We start from the raw sequence: 20,641 nt of genomic DNA, 5'->3' as shown, positions 1-20,641 counted from the left end.
CCTGGCGCAAGCCAGGCTCTTTTATTTTATGGCCCCAGCCGCTTCTGAATCATACTGTTTACCAGGCCAAACAGGCGTTTGGGAGTGAAAGTACGCCAGTGGATATCGTCGAGGGTGCCGCCATAGTTCAGGTAAGAATCCAGGTTATAGTTGCGCATCTCGTCCAGCACAAAGTCCCGGAAGTTGAGGGCCGCTATCCAGCCGTCTTCCACGTCTTCAAACCACTCTTCGTAATAGTCGTCTTCGGAGCCGTGGAAGTTGAAAACGTTTTCGCCGACAAGTATAAAGTGCTTGATGCCTTCGTGCAGCAGTGGATCGATGATATTGCGTTTCAGCATCATGATGTCGTTGTGCAGCGCATCGTTCCATTCGCCCATAAACTCTATCACCGTAAAGCGCAGGTCATAGTCGGTGAACAGGATTTTCAGGAACAGTGTCTCCGATTCTATATCGTCCCACTGCGGATGAATGTAGTAACCATAAATGGTGTTGGTATATTGCGTGAGGCTGTTCTCGGCGCCATAAAGCGGTGAGCGGGGATCTTCGGATGCCTCGTAGTGCTCAAGCCAGTTATAAAAAGGTTCTATCGTATGCATAAAAGTTCTGTCTGGAGAAGGTGGCAACAGCCTTAATTTTGCTGTACTCTGAAGCTATTGTAAAGTTGGCGCCTTTCACCTGAAAAACGCTTATTATCTTCCCAAAACAGCCGGTAGGGGCAAACTGTTCCGCTGGAAAGGCTGCTTTTGAAGTATGGGAGATGGCCGGCATTGGCGAAATGCTTTGCACCCGCCACACATTTTATCGCTTAGATATTCGTTATACTTGCAGCGTATTAGTTTTGCACCATGTTTTCACACTCTTTCAACACCCTTTCTGCTCCCCGGCGGCGCTATTTGTTGTCGCTGCTACTGGGCTTTTGCCTTATTCTATTAAATGCTGCCCCCGCCGCGGCAGCCCCGGATTATGTAACAGATTACTACCCGGTTATCAACGAGGCGGAGTTAAGTATAATAGAGCAGGATTATGCTGCCGCACTGAATGCTTACCAGTATGCCTTTGCCGCCGTGCCCTCGCCCTTTGCCCGCGATTATTACAACGCGGCCATATGTGCCCTGCTGCTACAAAACGAGAAGCAAACTTACGAATACCTGGAGAAACTGGTAGAAAAAGGAGTGAGCCTCGAGTATCTGGCGCAGCAGCCCTTGCTGGATTCGCTGGCTGGTACCAGGCACTGGAAAAAGTTTAGGAGGAAGTATAAAAAGCGACGGCGTGCCTATGAGGAACATGTTAAGCCGGATTTGCGCGCCAATTTAGATGAGTTGTATGCCCGCGATCAATACTTCAGGCAGGCGGAAGGCGGTCTGCGCGTATACGGCGACACAATCCGGAAAATAGAGGCGGCCAATGTGCAGCTGTTATTGGATTGGGTGGAACAGTATGGCTACCCCGGTGAAGACCTGATAGGTGTGGCGGATACGCTGGAGCAGTTGCCGCGCTTTACCATCGTAATTCAGCGGCAAACGAAAGCACGCAAAGGGTACGATTTTTCTCCTATACTACGCGACGCCGTGCACCACGGGCAACTGGCGCCGCAGGCAGCCGCTTACCTGCTGGAGCAGCAGGCGGGCAGGAGCACGTATGGCTCCAAAGCTTTTGTGCGGGTTAACTGCAGCGCCTGCCAGGAAGATAAAAAGAAGCCAAAGTACCTGGGCCGGTACCTGCTGGAAAGCAGGAGCGAAGCAGAACAGCAGCGGGTAGATGCGCAGCGCAAGGCGCTGGGACTGGAGGCACTGGAAGATTACCGGAAAAAAGTGCTTTATAATCTCAACGACAATCGTTTTAAACTCGACTATACATGGTCGGTAGCGGATTACTACGCGCCCAGCAGCGAGGCAGCTTCGGTACTGATGCAAAGGCTGGTTGTGCCGGAATAATTCTGATGGAGCCTTTCAGGAGATTGCAGATGCATGAACACGAAGCCGAAGCGCTCTTTTTCAAGTGCAGATATCTCTGAAACATCAAAGACGCATACTGTCATTTTAAAACGGCAGTATGCGTCTTTGATGTTTTGGTTAACTATCTTATCTGCAAACATCCACATCGCTTACTTCGGCAGATATAAGTATTTAAGCTGGCCTGTGTATCCGGAAGAGAATGCGCTCAGGTTTTACCTTAAAATAGCTTACTTTTCGCCAGTAGTAGCTAACAATTCCTGATGATACTGAATAAGGCCTTCGCTCGGGCTGGTAATTACTTTGCCCAGATGAGCGCCATACTTTTTGGCTACCTGTTGTAGTGTGTCTGAGAAGTGGTAAGCAATGGAGCCCACAAAATGTATGGGCAGTTCGGTAAAGCCCTCATACTTGCTGACATGGCGCTCAAAAAATTCTGAAAAGTTTTCATAGATCATGGCATGTATAACCGGGTTCTTGCGCTTGTCATGACAGAACTTAGCAAAAGTAGCCAGATACGTGCTGGGCATATCAGAATAATATACCGCGTCCAGAATGCTGTTTTTGGTCAGGTTGTATGTGTTTTTCAGTGAGTTGGCCAGTTCATCCGGCAATTCGCGGTAGAGGTAAGCTCTGATAAGCATTTTGCCCAGGTAAGCGCCGCTTCCTTCGTCACCCATCAGGAAGCCCAGCGAAGGCACGTTGTCTGTGATGTTCTGCCCATCATAGAGACAGGAGTTAGAACCGGTACCCAAGATGCAGGCAATGCCGGGCGCATGGCCGCAGAGGGCACGTGCTGCCGCCAGCAGGTCATGGTCTACATGCGCCGGGCTATTGGGAAAGGCTTTTTGCAGCGCCTGTTCTACGCGCAGGTTCCGGTCGGGGGAACTGCAGCCGGCACCATAGTAATAAACAACGCCGGGGTTCTTCTCTTTTAAATTCGGGAGAAGCTCATCTTCGAAAATGGTGTAAATCTGGTCTGCGTCCAGGTACTGCGGATTGATGCCGGCCGTATAAACCTGCTCCAGCACGCCATCGGCGTTCATCAGGCGCCAGTCTGTTTTTGTGGCGCCACTATCAGCTATTAGAATCATAAGTATGCTATGGTTTGAGTATCTGGTTATGCATTGCTCCGTAAAGAGGCAAGCGGCATGTCCTTTCTTTATACTTTGTTTTTGTTTAAGTGGTGCTTTACAAGGCCGACTGCCTCAAATTTGTCGAACACGTTGGCGTTGTGCGGCGCATCCTGTAGCTCCGCTGTCAGGTCCTGGCCTGCCCAATGCTCGTAATGGCGACCGTTGCGCCACAACCTTGACTTTCTTACATCATAGATCACGCCCTGGTACGCAATCCAAATCTCCTCCCTGTCCTGGCCATTGCGCAGCGCCAACTGCTGTAGCGTGTATTCAGGTAGGTTCATGCATTTGAAGATTTGGAGGTGAGAAAATGTAGAGATGAAACAGGATCAGGCATGATAAAACAGCTTAATATCTTATCATACATTCAAAAGAATTGGTTTAAACGCTGCATCTGCAAATTTCCACATCTTCAAATTTAAAAATCTTCAGGTCAGCCAATCCGCGCCTGTGTCAGAATCCAGCGGTTAGGCACTTCGCCTTTGGTGGCCTGCAGGTAATCTTCGTAGCTACAGGGTATTACGCGGCTGCCTTTGTCGCCGGCCGATAGCGGCTCTACCTCCATCCACCATTTTTCGCTCTGTTTGCTTTTATAAAAAACCATACGGTTTGGGTTGTCATGAAACGCCACGGCATACCGGGTAAATTGCCTGCTGCTGAAATTTAGCTCATTTTTGCGGTGGTAAAAGCCCTCAATAAAATACCAGATCATCGTGGCAATGGTCATGGCCGTGATGTTGCGCTCATCCTGTTCCGGCTGATATTCGTAAATACCCAGCGAGGTCAGGTTGTCGTTCAGACCCGCATACCAGCAAAGCTGGCAGGCTTCCTCGCCCGTCAGGCCAAACGGGTTAGCCGGTTCATAGCCCGGCGCATCCTGGTGGCGGATGGCTGAAATATCGAAAGTCAGCAGATCGGCTACGCGCACCACCGGCTCCATCTCCTGCAAATTGCGGTGCACTTCACCTACCCTGAACGCTTCAAAGTGCAGCTTTTCCAATGTTGCCATCACCTCCGGTTCTACCAGATACGACTGATAACCTATCTGGCCCAGGCTAAACAGGTAATTGGGTTCGTGCATCAGAATCTGGCGCAGCTGCTTTCTGTTGGGCGCGGCATCGGTGTCTTCGGTCATGTCCACGCTGCTGTCTACGGTTACCATGTTCACGGCGCGGTTCAGGTGTTCGTAGCCCAGGTACTGGCCATACTCCAAATCATGCGAGCCACCGATAATCACGGGAATGGTATTGTGCGAAATCAGTATTTCCACTATTTCTTTCAGGCGCAGGCAGGTATCTTCCAGCGTAATGCCGGGGCGCAAGTTGCCAAGGTCCACTAGCTGGCAGCGACCCGCACCTTTGGTCAGGCTGTAGAGTTTTTCCCGCACAGCACGCGCCGGGGCCAGGCTTTCTTCCGGCTCCAGTGCTGCCGTGTGGCGGCCGCGGGTTTCGTTTATACCTATCAGGGCAATGTCGGCCCCGCGCCAGTCCGGGAGCTTGCTTACAAAGCGACTGGTATAGGCGCCCAGTGTGCGCGGCTTGTTAAAGGTGGCGAATACATCCTCATTCAGGGGCTCAAAAAATATCGCAAGGTTCATGTGGCGTTGTCTCGAAATCAAAAATAATAAAAATACGGCAGCAATAAAGATTTCAGCAGGCCACGATCGTGATTTGTTGCGCACCGTATGCTGAATATAATTTGTGCCAAATATTTATACCAGTCTGTCTGGCAGAATATGAAAAAAATGGTTAAAATGCGTTTAAATGGCCGTAACATTTCTGAACGCGGCATAAAGTAATGGTTTTTCTACTTTCAGGGCGACAGAACCGGGGAAGGCAAAAGGCAGGATTAATTATTAATTATGCTTAGCAAGGCTTGTGTCTGACGTCCTGATACTCTGTTCTTTTACATTATAAAATGATTGAAGTATAAATCCAGCTTTGCCTTTTTACTAAAAGCGTATCTCACCACCCTCTTGAACCTATAAGTATGAATATCAGCCGTACGTTTGATTTGCTGCCCTATCAGCTACAGAACTATCCGCAGCCCGATTGCCTGGCGGCTAAGATAAATGGCAGCTGGGTAAAGTATAGCACCCAGGATGTGCAGGATTATGCCAATAAGGTAAGCCTTGGGCTGCTGAAAACAGGCGTAGGAAAGAATGACAAGGTGGCTATTATTTCGTTTAACCGTCCTGAGTGGGTGCTGGTTGATTTTGGTATTCAGCAGATAGGGGCTATCAGTGTGCCGATGTATCCTACTATTACGGAGGAAGATTACCGTTATATTTTCAGCGATGCAGCGGTGAAAGCCATCTTTGTATCTGATAAAAGCCTTTATAAAAAAGTAGCGGCTGCCACTAAAGGTATGGACAGCGTGCAGGCCATTTATACCTTTGATGAGGTGGATGGCGCAAAGCATTGGAAAGAAGTGCTGGAACTAAGTAAGGATGAAAACGCGCAGCAACTGGAGCCACTGAAAGCCGCCGTGCAGCCCGACGATATCCTGACGATTATCTATACTTCGGGTACTACCGGCAATCCCAAAGGGGTGATGCTAACGCATAACAATCTGGTGAGCAACGTGCAGGGTACGATGCCTTATGTGCCGGTAAACGAAACGCACCGGGCGCTCAGTTTTCTGCCGCTCTGCCACGTGTTCGAGCGCATGTTGCTGTACTTATACTTCCGCATTGGCGTGTCTATTTACTATGCCGAAAGTATAGAAAAGGTAGCCGATAACCTGAAAGAAGTGAAGCCGCACCTGTTTACCACCGTGCCGCGCTTACTCGAGAAAATATACGACAAGATTGTAGCTACCGGCATGGAGCTGACAGGCGCCAAACGCAAGCTGTTTTTCTGGGCGCTGGAGTTGGGCCTGAAGTATGACACACAAACAGACCAGGGTTGGTGGTATAACCAGCAGTTGGCGCTGGCCAACAAACTCATTTTCAGTAAATGGCGCGAGGCGCTGGGCGGAAACGTGATTACCATTGTATCCGGTGGTGCAGCGTTGCAGCCACGGCTGGCGCGCGTGTTCTGGTCGGCTAATATCCGCGTAATGGAAGGCTATGGCTTAACCGAAACATCGCCTGTAATTACGGTAAACCGCTTTGAGCCGGAGAACAACATGATTGGCACCGTAGGCCTGCCGATTGATGGCGTGGAGGTAAAAATAGCGGAGACGGATGGCGAAGTGCTGACCCGTGGGCCGCATGTGATGAAAGGCTACTATAACAAACCAGAGCTAACTGCCGAAGCTATCGACGCAGAGGGCTGGTTCCATACCGGCGATATCGGCGAGATGGTAGAGGGCAAATACCTCAAGATTACCGACCGCAAAAAAGAAATGTTCAAGACCTCCGGCGGTAAGTATGTGGCGCCCCAGCCGATTGAAAACAAGCTGAAAGAATCGGTAGTGGTAGAGCAGGCGATGGTCGTGGGCTCGGGCGAAAAGTATGCCGCAGCGCTTATCGTGCCCTCGTTCGTGGGCCTGCGTGACTGGGCAGCACACAAAGGCATTGCTTATACCACTGATGCCGAAATGCTTGAGAACCCCGACGTGTTGGAGAAATATCACAGAGAGATTATTAAGACCAACGAAGGGCTGGCCCAGTATGAAACCATCAAGAAGTTCAAGCTCATTCCTAACATGTGGACTGTAGAAAGCGGCGAGCTCACGCCTACCCTCAAAGTAAAACGCAAGGTCATCAATGCCAATTACAAGGATGTGATTGAAAGCATGTATAAGCATTAAGTTGCTCAAGTTTAACTAAAACAAAATTAACTAAGCCCATGAAGATTATTCTTCCATTCTTACTTGTAATCCTTATTTCTTTCACTGCCTACAGCCAGGGGTTTGAAGGAAAGATAGTTTATAAAACTGCATACAAAAGTAAGGCGCCGGGTATGACAGATGAAGAGTTAGTGGCGATGCTGGGCACTACGCAGGAATACTTTTATAAAGCGGGAAGCTATTAATCCGTTATGAACGGCGCTTTGTTTCAGTGGCAGTTGTATAATGAGAGTGAAAATAGGATTTATAACAAAATGGCGAGTTCAGAGTCAGTTTATTGGATGGATGCAGGCCAGACGGATGATGAAGTTTTAGAGGTAAAAATCAATAAAGGAGTAGCAGAAGTATTAGGCTATACATGTGATGAACTTGTTCTTACTTGTAAGTCAGGACTACAGAAGTATTATTTTAATTCACAATTAGCGTTAGACCCCCAACTTTTTGCCCGCCATAAGTTTGGCAACTGGTCTGCGTATGTGTCTTTAGCCAAAGCTTTACCGTTGAAATCAATTATTGAGAACAAACAGTTTGTATACGAAAGCGTTGCTGTGGATATTAAACCGATGCAACTTGATAAGAATATCTTTGTGCTTGAAAAAGGGATGAAAGTTGAAAAGAGCCCTTTTTAATGTTGAAAAGTATAGGACACCAGTCCTGACCTATTTGTAAAAGTAAACGCAGCCAAACAAAAAGCCCCTCCGGTCTGGCAGGGGCTTTTTGTTTGGCTATACTTTCATCCCCTGCGCGCCTATACTTGCTTTTTACCCTCCTACATATTTCAACATCTCACGTACTACAAGTATGCATGCAGCTAAAATATTTCACAAAGTAGTATGCAAGCATAACATATTTTTCCTATATTTGGTATACACCAACACCAGTGCATGAAGCCGGAAGAAACAGTAGACTATAACTTTAAAGTATGTTGGCACGCCATCGCGCGGATGTATAACACCGAGGCGGCCAAGAACGATATTACCACCTCCATCGGGTTTGTGTTGCTCAACATCGACCAGGAAAACGGGACGCCTGCCACCAAAATTGCACCCTTGCTGGGCCTGGAAGCGCGCAGTCTCACCCGTATCCTCAAAAGTATGGAAGAACAGGGGCTTATCTACAAAGTATCCGATGACCGCGACAAGCGCCTGGTGCGCATCTTTCTGACGGAAAAAGGGCTGGAGAAAAAAGAGGTGTCGCGGCTGACGGTGAAGCATTTTAACAACAAAGTGCGCCAGCAGATACCGCAGGAAGAACTGGATGTGTTCTTTAAGGTATGCGGCCGCATCCAGGGCATGATAGAAAACAAAGAAATCTTTTAAAACCATAGACAACCATAGCTATTCTATGAAAAGAATCATTAAAAAAGTAGCGGTGCTTGGATCCGGGGTGATGGGCTCGCGCATTGCCTGCGTGTTTGCCAACATCGGCGTGCAGGTGCTGTTGCTCGACATTGTACCCAAAGAGCTGTTGCCCGAGGAAGAGAAAAAAGGCCTGACGCTGGAAAGCAAAGCCGTGCGCAACCGCCTGGTGAACGGGCACCTGCAGGCCGCCATCAATTCGAACCCTTCGCCGCTCTACCGCAAATCCGACGCGCACCTTATCCAGACAGGCAACTTCGACGATAACATGAAGGACATCGCCACTGCCGACTGGACGATAGAAGTAGTGGTGGAGAACCTGAAGATAAAAAAGCTGGTGTACGACCAGGTAGAGCAGTTCCGCAAACCGGGCACCCTTATTACCTCTAACACTTCCGGCATCCCGATTCACCTGATGCTCGATGGCCGCTCCGATGACTTTAAAAAGCATTTCTGCGGCACGCACTTTTTCAACCCGCCGCGCTACCTCAAGCTCCTGGAAATCATTCCAACACTGGACACGGACAAGGAAGTAGTGAATTTCCTGATGCACTACGGCGATTTATACTTAGGAAAAACCACCGTGCTGGCCAAAGACACGCCCGCCTTTATTGCGAACCGCGTGGGCATTTACGGCATTATGCAGACGCTGGCGGCCATGGAGAAAACCGGTTTAAGTATAGACGAGGTGGACAGAATCACCGGCCCAATGGTGGGGCGTCCGAAGTCGGCTACGTTCCGCACACTGGATGTGGTGGGTTTGGATACGACCGTGAATGTTGCGAATGGCCTCTACCAGGCAGGTGAGCAGGACGAGTCGCGGGAGTTATTTAAAATCCCGAACTACGTGCAGCAGATGGTGGAGAACAAATGGCTGGGCGATAAAACCGGGCAGGGTTTCTACAAAAAGACCAAAGACGCCAAAGGCAAAACCGAAATCCTGACGCTCGACCTGAACACGATGGAGTATGGGCCGAAGCAGAAGGTGAAGTTCCAGAGCTTCGAAGTACTAAAACCTATTGACGACCTGCGCAAGCGCATCAAAGTTTTCTCGCAGCAAACCGACAAAGCCGCGCAATTCTTCAACGAAACGCTTTTCGGCCTGTTCCAGTACGTGAGCAACCGCATTCCCGAAATCTCAGATGAGCTCTACAGAATAGATGATGCCCTGCGTGCCGGATTTGGCTGGGAGCTGGGTCCGTTTGAGTACTGGGATGCCATTGGTGCCCGCGAAGGCGTGCAGCGCATGCTGGAAAACGGCTACAAACCGGCCGCGTGGGTTGAGGAAATGCTCAACAGCGGCAAAGAGTCCTTTTACATTGTAGAGAACGGCACCCGCCGCTATTACGACATTCAAACCCAAGAATACAAAGCCATACCGGGCGCTGAGAACTTTATCATACTGGATAACCTGCGCGGCAGCAAAACAGTGTGGAAGAACAGCGGCGCCAGCCTGATTGACCTCGGCGACGGCATCCTGAACATTGAGTTCCATACCAAAATGAACACCATGGGCGGCGACCTGGTTGCCGGCCTCAACAAAGGCATCGAACTGGCTGAAAAGGATTTCCGGGGCGTGGTGCTGGGCAACGATGCGGCCAACTTCTCGGCGGGCGCGAACCTGGCGCTGGTTTACATGTATGCGCTGGAGCAGGAGTACGACGAAATCAACTTCATGATTAAGCAGTTCCAGGACACCATGATGCGCATGCGCTACTCGGCCATTCCGGTAGTAGGTGCACCGCACGGCCTGGCGCTAGGTGGTGGCTGTGAAATAAACCTGCATTGCGACCATGTGCAGGCGGCGGCCGAAACCTACATGGGCCTGGTGGAGTTTGGCGTCGGCCTGATTCCCGGCGGTGGTGGAACCAAAGAAATGACGTTGCGTGCATCGGAAAGCTACGAGGAAGGCGACATCGAGTATAACACACTCAAAAATGTGTACCTCAACATCGGTATGGCCAAAGTATCTACCTCGGCCAAAGAAGCACAGGATTTGGGCTATCTGCGCAAAAGCGATGGCATCACCATCAACAGCAACCGCCTGATTGCCGATGCCAAAGCGCAGGCCATCCTTCTGGCCGAAGAAGGCTATACCCAGCCGGTGCGAAAGACCAACATCAAAGTGCAGGGCAAAGGCGCGTTGGGCATGTTCCTGACGGGTGCGAACGCCATGTACTCGGGCCGCTATATTTCGGAGCACGACAAGAAAATTTCGCACAAACTGGCTTGGGTGATGTGCGGCGGCGATTTATCCTCGCCTACCGAAGTAAGCGAGCAGTATTTGCTGGACCTGGAGCGGGAGGCCTTCCTGTCGCTGACCGGCGAGCGCAAAACGCTGGAGCGCATCCAAAGCATCCTGACCACCGGCAAGCCGCTGCGGAATTAAGCGGAGTAAGCACCCTCGTAGGGACAGGTCGCGACCTGTCCGAATCGTGCACCGGGTTTTGTCTGAATTAGGATTCTCAGGATTCGGGGATTGGCAGTCTCTTATACTTTCAAATGGCAGTCCTTTGCTATACTTGCTGCGGTGTTTTATAGCCCGGCCTATGCGCGGACAGGTCGCGACCTGTCCCTACGAGGGGATAAAATAGGGCGATTTGCAGCAGCAATCAACCATGTAACAATTTAGCAATTAAGATATGAACAATGCATATATCGTAGCCGGATTTCGTAGCGCTGTGGGCAAAGCAGGCCGTGGCGGATTCCGGTTTACCCGGCCGGATGACTTGGCTGCGGATGTTATCAAATATTTACTGAGCACCGTGCCGGCGCTGGACCCTGTACGGGTAGATGACCTGATTGTCGGAAACGCGGTACCCGAAGCGGAGCAGGGGCTGCAAATTGGCCGCATGATTTCGTTGCTGGCGCTGCCCATGTCGGTGAGCGGCATGACCGTGAACCGCTATTGCGGCTCCGGTCTCGAAACTATTGCCATTGCCGCCAACCGCATCTCGGCCGGTATGGCCGACTGCATCATCGCGGGTGGCACCGAATCGATGTCGCTGGTACCAACGGCTGGCTGGAAAACAGCGCCGAACTATAAAATCGCTAAAGAGAACCCGGACTGGTACCTGAGCATGGGCCTGACTGCCGAAGCAGTGGCAGCAGACTATAATGTTTCACGTGAAGACCAGGACGAGTTTGCTTTCAAATCGCACCAGAAAGCCATCAACGCTATCCGCAACGGCTACTTTAAAGAGCAGATTGTGCCGATAACCGTAGAGGAAACTTACCTGGATGAAAACAGCAAAAAGAAAACGAAGACGTACGTAGTCGATACTGATGAAGGTCCGCGTGCCGATACCTCGATGGAGGCGTTGGCCCGCCTGAAGCCGGTGTTTGCTGCCGGTGGCACCGTAACGGCCGGTAACTCGTCGCAAACTTCCGATGGTGCAGCCTTTGTTATAGTGATGAGCGAGCGCATGGTAAAAGAGCTGAACCTGGAGCCTATTGCGCGCCTTGTTAGCTACGGAACCGGTGGCGTTGACCCGCGCATTATGGGTATGGGCCCGATTGCCGCTGTGCCGAAAGCCCTCAAAATGGCTGGTATGACCCTCAACGACATCGACCTGATTGAAATGAACGAAGCCTTTGCTGCCCAGTCTATCGCGGTAATGCGCCACCTCAACTTCAATCCTGACAAGCTGAACATCAGCGGCGGCGCCATCGCGCTTGGCCACCCGCTGGGCTGTTCCGGCGCCAAACTCAGCATTCAAATGTTCCATGACCTGCGCCGCACCGGTGGCAGTTATGGCCTGGTAACCGCCTGCGTCGGCGGCGGACAAGGGGTAGCGGGGGTTTATGAGTTGTTGAAATAGATATTAGACGTTAGATATTAGATGTTAGACTTTTGTCATGCATAATTTCAAGGAATTGAAAATATGGCAACGTTCAATGGAGCTTGCAAAGCTGGTTTACAAAACGACAGCGCAGTTTCCTGCAAACGAGAAATATGGTCTAACATCTCAAATCAATCGCTCTGCAGTTTCTATTCCTTCTAATATTGCTGAGGGGGCAGGACGCAATTCATCAAAAGAGTTCTCCCAATTCTTAAGTATAGCTTTAGGCTCCGCCTTCGAATTGGAAACACAACTATACCTGGCCGAATCTTTCGGTTTTATCACGAATGACACATTGGCAACGCTGTTAAATCAGTTAGACCCCCATTCAGAAAATGATTAACAGCTTTAGAAATACTCTAATCGATAAAAGGTCTAAGGTCTAAAATCTAGCATCTAAAATCTTGAAAATAATGGAAAACGCAACCAACCAAACAGCTACCATCAAAGGTGGTGAGTTCCTGATAAAGGAAACCAATCCGCAGGACGTATTTATACCTGCCGAATTTAACGAGGAGCAACGCATGATGGCCCAGACCTGCAAAGATTTTGTGCAGGACGAGGTAATGCCTTTGCTCGACCGCCTCGACAACCACGAGGAAGGCCTGATGGAAAGCCTGATGAAAAAAGCAGGCGAACTCGGCCTGTTCGCCGTGTCCATACCTGAAGAGTATGGCGGCCTGAACATGGACTTTAACACGGCCTTGCTGGTAACGGAATCGGTAGGGGGCGGCCACTCGTTTCCGGTGGCTTTCGCGGCACACACCGGTATTGGTACACTGCCTATCCTATACTTCGGCAACGAAGCGCAGAAGCAGAAATACCTGCCAAAGCTGGTAAGTGGTGAGTGGATGTCGTCTTACTGCCTCACGGAGCCGGGTTCCGGTTCTGATGCACTGGCCGCGAAAACCAAAGCGGTGCTGAACGATGCCGGTACGCACTACATCCTGAACGGTCAGAAAATGTGGATTACCAACGCGGGTTTTGCTGATGTGTTCATCGTATTTGCGCAGGTAGATGGCGATAAGTTCACGGGCTTTATTGTGGAGAAAGGGTATCCGGGCCTGAGCCTCGGCAACGAGGAGCATAAAATGGGTATCAAAGGTTCGTCTACGCGCCAGGTATTTTTCTCTGATTGCCAGGTGCCGAAAGAAAACGTGCTGGGCGAAATCGGCAAGGGTCATTTGATTGCGTTCAATATCCTGAACATTGGCCGTATTAAACTGGGCGCAGCTACGTTGGGCGCTGCCAAGCACGTGGCCGACCTGTCGATTAAGTATGCCAACGAGCGCATCCAGTTTAAGCTGCCTATCTCCAAGTTCGGGGCTATCCGGCACAAGCTGGCGGAGCAGGCTATCCGTATTTTCGGTATAGAATCTGCGCTGTACCGCGCCGGTATGGATGTAAACCGCATGGAACAGGCCTTGCTGGCTTCCGGCAAAGGCGAAAACGAGGCGCTTTTGGGTGCCGCTCGCGAGTTTGCTGTAGAGTGTGCCATCTTAAAAGTAGAAGGTTCTGAAGCGCTTGATTACGTGGTAGACGAAGGCGTGCAGATCTACGGCGGCTATGGCTTTTCGGCCGATTACCCGATGGATCGCGCTTACCGCGACTCCCGTATCAACCGTATCTTTGAAGGTACCAACGAAATCAACCGCATGCTGATTGTGGAAATGGTATTGAAAAAAGGCATGAACGGTGAGCTGGATTTGATGGGCCCCGCGCAGGCGGTGCAGCAGGAACTCATGGCCATTCCGGATTTCGGGGCTGAAGAAGAAGGCCTGTTTGCCGCGGAGAATAAAGCCATCCGTAACCTCAAAAAAGCCATTTTGCTGGTAGCGGGCACTGCGGTACAAAAGTATATGAACTCGCTGGCCAAAGAACAGGAAGTTCTGATGAATATCGCCGACATGGCCATTAAAACCTATGTGGCGGAATCAACATTATTGCGGGTAGAAAAACTGGTGAGTATAAAGGGCGAAGCGGCGGTGGCCAATGAAATAGACATTGCCCGCGTAACCGTGAATGATGCCGCAGACATCGCTTTTATTGCCGGTAAAGAAGCTATTGCCTCTATGGCCGAAGGCGACGAGCAACGCCTGTTATTCATGGGCCTGAAGCGCTTTACTAAAAAAGATCTGTATAATACCAAAGAAGCACGCCGGCGCATTGCTGCGAAATTGATTGATGCAAACGAATATGCTTATTAACTTTTTAACGATTATACTTTAAAAGAGGCTATTTCTTGAAGAGATGGCCTCTTTTAAGTTTTTGATGTAGTAATTTTGAAGCTGGAATTAAAAGTGAAGCCGGAGAGATGTTGTTTTTTAACGTAAGAGGATAGCAAACATTACCTGATAAGAGAAATAGATGTATGGATATAACCTGTTTGATCCCTTTTTATAACGAGCGGGAGCGCATTGCACCAGTCCTGGAGGTACTTACAACAATAAACCAGATTGCGCAGGTGCTGTGCATCGACGATGGCTCTATGGACGGAACATCTGATTTTATACAACAGCACTGGCCGGATGTGGAGGTTGTGCGACTACCGCAAAATGCGGGAAAAGCAGCCGCTGTAAAGTATGGTTTAAAACACGTCAGGAGCAAGCACGTGTTGCTGATGGATGCCGATTTGCAGGATATCAACAAAGCAGAACTCGAAGCAGCTATTGAAGCGTATATTTTACATGCCGATGCTGTGAATATGCTTATACTCCGGCGCATTAACGCGCCCTGGTTTGTAAAGTGGTATCGTAGTGACATTCTGTTGTCGGGTGAGCGGTTGCTCCGCAAACAGGATTTGGAGAGGGCGCTGTATGAGCCTATAAAGTGTTATCAGCTGGAAGTGGCGATTAACCGTTACATGCTGCGCCACCGGAAGGTAGTGCGCTGGATCCCTTGGTCGGCCATCAACACCTATAAAGTAGATAAACTGGGCGTAATCGACGGCTCCCTGCAGGAGTTCAGAATGTATGTGGATATTGTGTCGTATGTAGGTTTCTCGCACATGATGCTGCAGCTCGCCTCTTTTACCAGGAAATTGCGGCATGAACGGCAGCAAACGACAAGCTACACGTATTCTGATTTGCAGGTATAGACTTGTGTGAGGAAAGTATAACACCAGGTGTATAGTATGGAAGGCATGGTTTCGCGTGAAATCATGCCTTTTTATTTAGCAGGTGCTTTTGCCATAAAGTCTGCTGTAAACTTATGCTGGCAAAGCAAGGATCTTAGCTAATCCGGCTCCAGTTTACCGCATTCGCACTCAGGGATTTAATATGCCTTAGGATATTGGCATTTGGTGGCTGGTCCAGTTGCGGATCTGCTTCCAGAACACGCTGCGCCGCTGCCCGCGCTTCCTGTAGGATAGGGGCATCTTTGGCCAGATCGGAAATGAGCAAATCCAGTACGCCGCTTTGCTGGGTGCCCATCAAATCGCCGGGGCCGCGTAGTTTCAGGTCGATGTCGGCAATCTCGAAGCCGTTGTTGGTGCGCACCATCGTCTCCAGGCGTGTTTTGCTGTCTTTGCTCAGTTTGTAACCTGTCATCAGAATGCAGTAGCTCTGTTCCGCACCACGCCCCACTCGCCCGCGCAACTGGTGCAGTTGCGACAGTCCAAAGCGTTCCGCACTTTCTATCACCATCACCGAAGCATTGGGCACGTTCACCCCAACTTCAATTACGGTGGTTGCTACCATTATCTGTGTTTCATTCTTCACGAAACGCTGCATCTCAAAGTCTTTGTCCTGCGACTTCATTTTGCCATGCACCATACTTACCTTTAGCTCCGGAAAGGCCCGTTTCACGCTCTCGTAGCCGTCCATCAGGTCTTTGTAGTTCTCCATCTGCTCCGATTCCTCAATCAGCGGATACACGATGTATACCTGGCGGCCCAACTTCACTTCATTCCGGATAAACTGGAATACGCGCAGGCGGTGCGAATCGAAGCGATGCACCGTAATGATATCTTTACGTCCTGCTGGCATTTCGTCTATCACAGATACATCCAGGTCGCCATACAGGGTCATAGCCAGGGTGCGCGGAATTGGCGTCGCTGTCATCACGAGCACATGCGGAATGATGCGCGGGTTTTTGCGCCATAGCTTGGAGCGTTGCTCCACGCCGAAGCGGTGCTGCTCGTCCACAATACAGAGTCCCAGGTTCTGGAATTGAACTACATCTTCGAGCAGCGCGTGCGTGCCCACAATCATTTTCATGTCGCCGGAGCGCAGCTGTTCGTGCAGTATTTTGCGTTCGCTGGCTTTGGTAGAGCCGGTGAGTTTGCCCAGGTTGATGCCCAGGCTATCGGCAAATTTCTTCAGCCCCACATAGTGCTGGTCAGCCAGAATTTCGGTAGGGGCCATCAGCACGGATTGTGCGCCGTTATCAGCCGCAATCAACATGGTGATAAAAGCGACGATGGTTTTGCCCGAACCTACATCGCCTTGCAGCAACCGGTTCATTTGCTTGCCCGAGGTCAGGTCAGCGTATATTTCCTTTACCACGCGCTTCTGCGCGTTGGTAAGGTCGAAGGTGAGGTGATTCTTGTAGAACTCGTTGAGGGTAGGCACGTGGTTGAACACCTGCCCTTTCAGGTCGGCTTTGCGCACGAGTTTCTGCCGGAACAGGCGCAGCTGTATGTAAAACAGCTCTTCAAACTTGAGCCGGAAGGTGGCCGCTTTATACTTCTCCGCCGACTCCGGGAAGTGAATGTTGCGCAGCGCATTGCGCTTGTCCATCAGCCGGTAGTGGTCAATCAGCTCTTCCGATAGGGTTTCCTGCACCTGTGGCAGCGCCACCTTCAGCAAATGTTCCATCATCTTGCTGATGACTTTGCTGTCGATGCGGTGCGCTTTTAGCTTTTCGGTAGTATGGTAAACGGGCTGCAGAAAAGCGGTGGTTTGTTTCTCCTCCGCCAGTTCTTCCAGCTCGGGGTGCGCCATACTATAACGGCCGTTAAATTCGGTGGGCTTGCCAAACACGATGTAATCGGTGTGGTTTTTCAGCGTTTTCTGCATCCACTTCACGCCCTTAAACCATACTAGTTCCAGTTGGTCTCCGTCCTCGTCTACCAGCGTGGCTGCCAGGCGTTGCTTGCGTCCTTCGCCCAGCACTTCTTTTCCCCTGATGCGGCCACGCACCTGCACGTAGGGCATGCTCTCGTCCAACTCGGCTACTTTGTAGAACTGTGTGCGGTCGAGGTAGCGGAACGGATAATGCTGGATGAGGTCGCCGTAGGTGAACATGTTGAGCTCTTTCTGTAACAGCTCCGCGCGCATCGGCCCCACGCCTTTCAGGTACTCCAGCTTTGTATGGAAAAAGTTGCTCAAGACCTCTGGTTTACTCTGGGTGAAAGTATGGCAAGTATAGATTGCAAAAATAAGCAAAAGCCCCGACAGGAGTAAATGCTGCCGGGGCTTTATATTTGGTATCGGTGGGTTGTTGAAAAGAAGTATTGGCTATAAGACCCACCTCTTATTCCATTAATCGCCACTAGATACATAAATGTACTTCTGGGGCGGACCTTCATACTTGCCCATTCTTTCGATCCTTGCCGATCGGTGCTAACTTTTTCAAAACTAAAGTGGCTACTTAGGTTAGCGGTCTCAAAATAACCATTGAACCCATATATTTTTATGTTTCCGCTAGTAGATGAAAGAAAGACATCATAAGCACCAGTCCACCCGGAATAAACAGGATGTACAAAGCTTTTAGGAATTGCCCATTTATTGTACTTACCTACAGTAAAATAAGTATAGTTTCCTTTAAAAATGCTGCTGTACTCTACCTTGGTGACATAGGTATCTTCAGGAGGAAGCTTGTAATAGGTGAAATCATACTTTGGAACCAAGATGTACACCAATATCAAAGCTGTAACAGCAGGAACTATATATCTTGAGTTTAAGTATTTACTGTTCATGCCTATGCTTGATGCTACTCTTTCTTAAAAGGCTTAAGCTGCAGCGCCTCAATAACAGCTATCCTATTCAGACGCTCGCAGAACTGCGCACACTGCGAGGTCTTTGGAGCTACTGCTTGTCCTTCCACTCCAGCGTGTTGAGCAGGTGCACGATGTCCTTTTTTACATACTCGATCACAGGGGCCAGCGAGTCGTTGGCAGTGGCGGTTTTAAAGTATAAGGCGCCACGCAGGAAGTGCTCTGTAGAGTCGGTTACATAAAACTGGAACTGGCTGGGAACTTCTCCGGTCAGCTCAAATACCGAAGCTATATCACCGGCAGGCGTCTTAATCTCTGACTCTTCGATAGAATAGGCTTTTATCTGGTGCTTGGACGTGAGCTTGCGGGAGTCTTCAATCAGGTCATTCAGCATTTTGTCGCTATGGCCGATGCTTTTGTAAGTGAGCTGCACATTTGCGCCCAGCGAGGGGTAAATAATGTTTATCCAGTGCGGCTGCGCAATGCCCGAAGAATCCGGACGGATTTTGGCATATTTAGAGTACTCGAAAGTATAGGGATGCTGATCCGGTAGCGGCTGGTAGGCGGCAGGCGGCAAATCGATGCGGTTGTAGCCTTTGGGCTTGGGCGTATACTCGGCACTGCAGGCGGCCACAGCAGCCGCTAAACCCAACCACAGCCATACCTGCAGCTTAGCCAGCTTTGTTATATTGTTCTTTTTTAGTAGCAACATTTATCTTAACCCGTTTGACGCGCTTTGAGTCCGCCGACTCGACCGTAAAATGGAAACGGCCATAAGAAGTGCGCTCGCCTGCCCGCGGAATGCGGGAGAACAGTGCCAGCATCAGTCCGGCTACTGTTTCGTTGTCGCCTTTAACTTCGTTAAAGGCATCAAAAGGCGCTTCTGTTATCTTACAAAAGTCGTGCAGCGAAGTCTTTCCGTCAAATATAAAAGTATTTTCATCGAGTTGAGAGTAGATAATGTCATCGTCGTCATCAAACTCATCGTTAATCTCCCCTACAATCTCTTCTACAATATCCTCGAGTGTAAGCAGGCCGGAGGTGGCGCCATACTCATTCACCACAATGGCCATGTGCACATGTTTTTCCTTAAAGTTCTGGAAAAGATCGGAGATGCGCTGCGTTTCGGGCACAAAGAATGGCGGCCGTATCAGTTGCTGCCAGTTAAAGTTTTCGCCCTCGTGCAGGTGGGGCAATAAATCCTTGATGTAAAGTATACCTTCAATTTTGTCGGTGCTTTCGGTGTATACCGGAATGCGCGAATAACCCCACTGCACAATGCGGGGCAGCAGTTGCGGCAATGTAGCCGTCGTGCTGAAAGCTTCCATGTCCACGCGGGGACGCATGATCTGCCTTACGGTAATAGAGCCGAAGTTAACCACACCCCGCAAAATTCGCCGCTCCTCCGGCGATGACTCCTCGTTGGTGAGGGCCACGTCCAGGCTGTGGTGCAGATCTTCGATGGTATGGTTGTAGCCCCGGATCATGTAATGCTTCTCGATGTAGCCGCTGATTGCCATCAGTACCCGCGAGAGCGGGCTCGTAATTGTTTGCAGGGCCCGCAGGAAAGGGGCGGTGCGCCGGGCTATATCGAGCCGTTTTTTCTGGGCATATACTTTGGGCAACACCTCGCCGCAGAATACAATCAGAAAAGTGAGCAACAATGCGCCGCCAACAATGATAGCGGCTGGCAACGACCTGGTGCCGAACACCAGCCAGGCCACATACGCAAACAGCATGATGAGGCTGACGTTGATGCCGTTGTTGAGCACCAGGATGTTGGTAAGCAGTTTACGTGGATTTTGCAGGAGGCTGTATACCAGCATCTCGGATTTGCGGGTGCTTGTGCGGCACCGGGCTATCTCCTGCTCGCTGAGAGAGAAAAAAGCTGCCTCTGCCCCCGAAGTGAGGGCAGAGAGCAGCAAAAGCAGGAACCCCGTAAGTATAGCGGCCAGATATTCTATACTTTGTAAGGTATAATCGTTCTGGAGTAATTGCAGTAAACTATAACTCAGGGGGTCGCCGGAATCTGTACTTTCCAAAATTAATGGATTTAGTTAAACATAGGTTAGAACGGCAGGTCGTCCGGCTCGTCGTTCTGGAAAGCCGAAGCATTGCCCTGGGACGAAGCAGATCCGCCACCAAAGTTGCCTGAAGCCTGTGCCGTTGCCGGTTGTTCCTGATAATTGCCGCTGTTGCCATTACCATTGTCACTGCGGCCGCCCAGCATGGTCATGTTGTCGGCTACAATCTCGGTGCTGTAGCGTTGCACGCCTTCTTTGTCCTGGTAGTTGTTAGAGCGTATTTTGCCTTCGATGTACACCGACTGGCCTTTGCGCAGGTATTTCTCCGCTACTTCGGCCAAGCCGCGCCATAACACAATGTTGTGCCACTCGGTACGCTCCTGCTTCTGACCGTTTTTGTCTTTAAAAGTTTCGGAAGTAGCCAGGGAGAATCTTGCTACCGCCACGCCGCCTTCCAGGTGACGTACTTCGGGGTCCTTACCTAAGTTCCCAACCAGAATTACTTTGTTTACACTTGCCATGCTTTCTTGTCTTTAGTATTTAATTATTTGGGCTACTCCGGCAACCTAGCCGGAGGCAATATGGCATACTGAATA

General features: G+C 50.2%; 19 protein-coding genes. 10 read left to right on the top strand and 9 right to left on the bottom strand.

The genetic code is table 11. The features are described from left to right. Nucleotides 1–26: 26 nt before the first annotated feature. Nucleotides 27–596 (bottom strand): hypothetical protein, encoded by a 570-nt coding sequence (locus I2I11_RS18185; RefSeq protein ID WP_196269171.1) that lies wholly within the window; start codon nucleotides 594–596, stop codon nucleotides 27–29. A gap of 249 nt (nucleotides 597–845) precedes the next feature. Here I2I11_RS18185 and I2I11_RS18180 point away from each other — a divergent pair, with 249 nt between their 5' ends. Next, nucleotides 846–1,934, top strand: a complete 1,089-nt coding sequence (locus I2I11_RS18180) for a hypothetical protein (RefSeq protein WP_196269170.1) — start codon at nucleotides 846–848, stop codon at nucleotides 1,932–1,934. A 248-nt stretch (nucleotides 1,935–2,182) separates the two neighbouring features. Here the strand turns inward: I2I11_RS18180 and I2I11_RS18175 are convergent, their stop codons facing one another. The 3 genes from I2I11_RS18175 to I2I11_RS18165 all read right to left on the bottom strand — a co-directional run bounded on the left by I2I11_RS18175 (nucleotide 2,183) and on the right by I2I11_RS18165 (nucleotide 4,685). Next, nucleotides 2,183–3,046: a hypothetical protein gene (locus I2I11_RS18175; protein WP_196269169.1), complete on the bottom strand. Its 864-nt coding sequence runs from the start codon at nucleotides 3,044–3,046 to the stop codon at nucleotides 2,183–2,185. Nucleotides 3,047–3,114: 68 nt separating this feature from the next. After that, the gene (locus I2I11_RS18170) at nucleotides 3,115–3,372 is read right to left on the bottom strand and encodes a cytochrome b5 domain-containing protein (protein WP_196269168.1); all 258 of its coding nucleotides are present in this window, start codon (nucleotides 3,370–3,372) and stop codon (nucleotides 3,115–3,117) included. A 149-nt stretch (nucleotides 3,373–3,521) separates the two neighbouring features. Next, nucleotides 3,522–4,685 (bottom strand): formimidoylglutamase, encoded by a 1,164-nt coding sequence (locus I2I11_RS18165; RefSeq protein WP_196269167.1) that lies wholly within the window; start codon nucleotides 4,683–4,685, stop codon nucleotides 3,522–3,524. Nucleotides 4,686–5,077: 392 nt separating this feature from the next. On the opposite strand from I2I11_RS18165, the gene I2I11_RS18160 reads away from it, so the two are divergent. From I2I11_RS18160 to I2I11_RS18125, 9 genes are all read left to right on the top strand, one after another. After that, a complete protein-coding gene (locus I2I11_RS18160) occupies nucleotides 5,078–6,844 on the top strand; it encodes an AMP-dependent synthetase/ligase (protein WP_196269166.1) in 1,767 nt (588 codons plus the stop codon). 38 nt (nucleotides 6,845–6,882) lie between these two features. Next, complete coding sequence (locus I2I11_RS21335; RefSeq protein WP_230680405.1) at nucleotides 6,883–7,068, top strand: hypothetical protein; 186 nt, start codon at nucleotides 6,883–6,885, stop codon at nucleotides 7,066–7,068. A 6-nt stretch (nucleotides 7,069–7,074) separates the two neighbouring features. After that, nucleotides 7,075–7,512: a hypothetical protein gene (locus tag I2I11_RS18155; RefSeq protein ID WP_230680404.1), complete on the top strand. Its 438-nt coding sequence runs from the start codon at nucleotides 7,075–7,077 to the stop codon at nucleotides 7,510–7,512. Nucleotides 7,513–7,767: 255 nt separating this feature from the next. Further along, nucleotides 7,768–8,202 (top strand): MarR family winged helix-turn-helix transcriptional regulator, encoded by a 435-nt coding sequence (locus I2I11_RS18150; RefSeq protein ID WP_196269165.1) that lies wholly within the window; start codon nucleotides 7,768–7,770, stop codon nucleotides 8,200–8,202. Between the two features lie 25 nt (nucleotides 8,203–8,227). Next, on the top strand, nucleotides 8,228–10,630 hold the full coding sequence (locus I2I11_RS18145) for a 3-hydroxyacyl-CoA dehydrogenase/enoyl-CoA hydratase family protein (RefSeq protein ID WP_196269164.1): 2,403 nt from the start codon (nucleotides 8,228–8,230) through the stop codon (nucleotides 10,628–10,630). 253 nt (nucleotides 10,631–10,883) lie between these two features. Next, nucleotides 10,884–12,062: a thiolase family protein gene (locus I2I11_RS18140; protein WP_196269163.1), complete on the top strand. Its 1,179-nt coding sequence runs from the start codon at nucleotides 10,884–10,886 to the stop codon at nucleotides 12,060–12,062. A gap of 37 nt (nucleotides 12,063–12,099) precedes the next feature. Then, nucleotides 12,100–12,426 (top strand): four helix bundle protein, encoded by a 327-nt coding sequence (locus I2I11_RS18135; RefSeq protein ID WP_196269162.1) that lies wholly within the window; start codon nucleotides 12,100–12,102, stop codon nucleotides 12,424–12,426. Between the two features lie 70 nt (nucleotides 12,427–12,496). Then, nucleotides 12,497–14,290, top strand: coding sequence for an acyl-CoA dehydrogenase family protein (locus I2I11_RS18130; protein ID WP_196269161.1), 1,794 nt, complete (start codon nucleotides 12,497–12,499; stop codon nucleotides 14,288–14,290). Nucleotides 14,291–14,454: 164 nt separating this feature from the next. After that, nucleotides 14,455–15,180 (top strand): glycosyltransferase family 2 protein, encoded by a 726-nt coding sequence (locus I2I11_RS18125; RefSeq protein ID WP_196269160.1) that lies wholly within the window; start codon nucleotides 14,455–14,457, stop codon nucleotides 15,178–15,180. 133 nt (nucleotides 15,181–15,313) lie between these two features. Here the strand turns inward: I2I11_RS18125 and recG are convergent, their stop codons facing one another. The 5 genes from recG to I2I11_RS18100 all read right to left on the bottom strand — a co-directional run bounded on the left by recG (nucleotide 15,314) and on the right by I2I11_RS18100 (nucleotide 20,566). After that, nucleotides 15,314–17,413 carry an ATP-dependent DNA helicase RecG gene (recG, locus tag I2I11_RS18120; RefSeq protein WP_196269159.1) on the bottom strand — a complete coding sequence of 700 codons (2,100 nt, stop codon included), beginning with the start codon at nucleotides 17,411–17,413 and terminating at the stop codon, nucleotides 15,314–15,316. Nucleotides 17,414–17,502: 89 nt separating this feature from the next. After that, nucleotides 17,503–18,003 carry a hypothetical protein gene (locus tag I2I11_RS18115; protein ID WP_196269158.1) on the bottom strand — a complete coding sequence of 167 codons (501 nt, stop codon included), beginning with the start codon at nucleotides 18,001–18,003 and terminating at the stop codon, nucleotides 17,503–17,505. A gap of 109 nt (nucleotides 18,004–18,112) precedes the next feature. Then, nucleotides 18,113–18,733 (bottom strand): gliding motility lipoprotein GldD, encoded by a 621-nt coding sequence (gene gldD / locus I2I11_RS18110; RefSeq protein ID WP_196269157.1) that lies wholly within the window; start codon nucleotides 18,731–18,733, stop codon nucleotides 18,113–18,115. Continuing rightward, nucleotides 18,693–20,063 (bottom strand): gliding motility-associated protein GldE, encoded by a 1,371-nt coding sequence (gldE, locus tag I2I11_RS18105; RefSeq protein ID WP_230680403.1) that lies wholly within the window; start codon nucleotides 20,061–20,063, stop codon nucleotides 18,693–18,695. The genes gldD and gldE overlap by 41 nt, the downstream gene beginning before the upstream one ends. Before the next feature lie 26 nt (nucleotides 20,064–20,089). Continuing rightward, nucleotides 20,090–20,566, bottom strand: a complete 477-nt coding sequence (locus I2I11_RS18100; protein ID WP_196269156.1) for a single-stranded DNA-binding protein — start codon at nucleotides 20,564–20,566, stop codon at nucleotides 20,090–20,092. Between the last annotated feature and the right edge of the window lie 75 nt (nucleotides 20,567–20,641).

This window comes from Pontibacter rufus, from assembly GCF_015694705.1.
GTDB lineage: Bacteria > Bacteroidota > Bacteroidia > Cytophagales > Hymenobacteraceae > Pontibacter > Pontibacter rufus.
The sequence above is the reverse complement of the archived record's forward strand: the minus strand, read 5'-3'. Positions and strand labels throughout refer to the sequence as shown.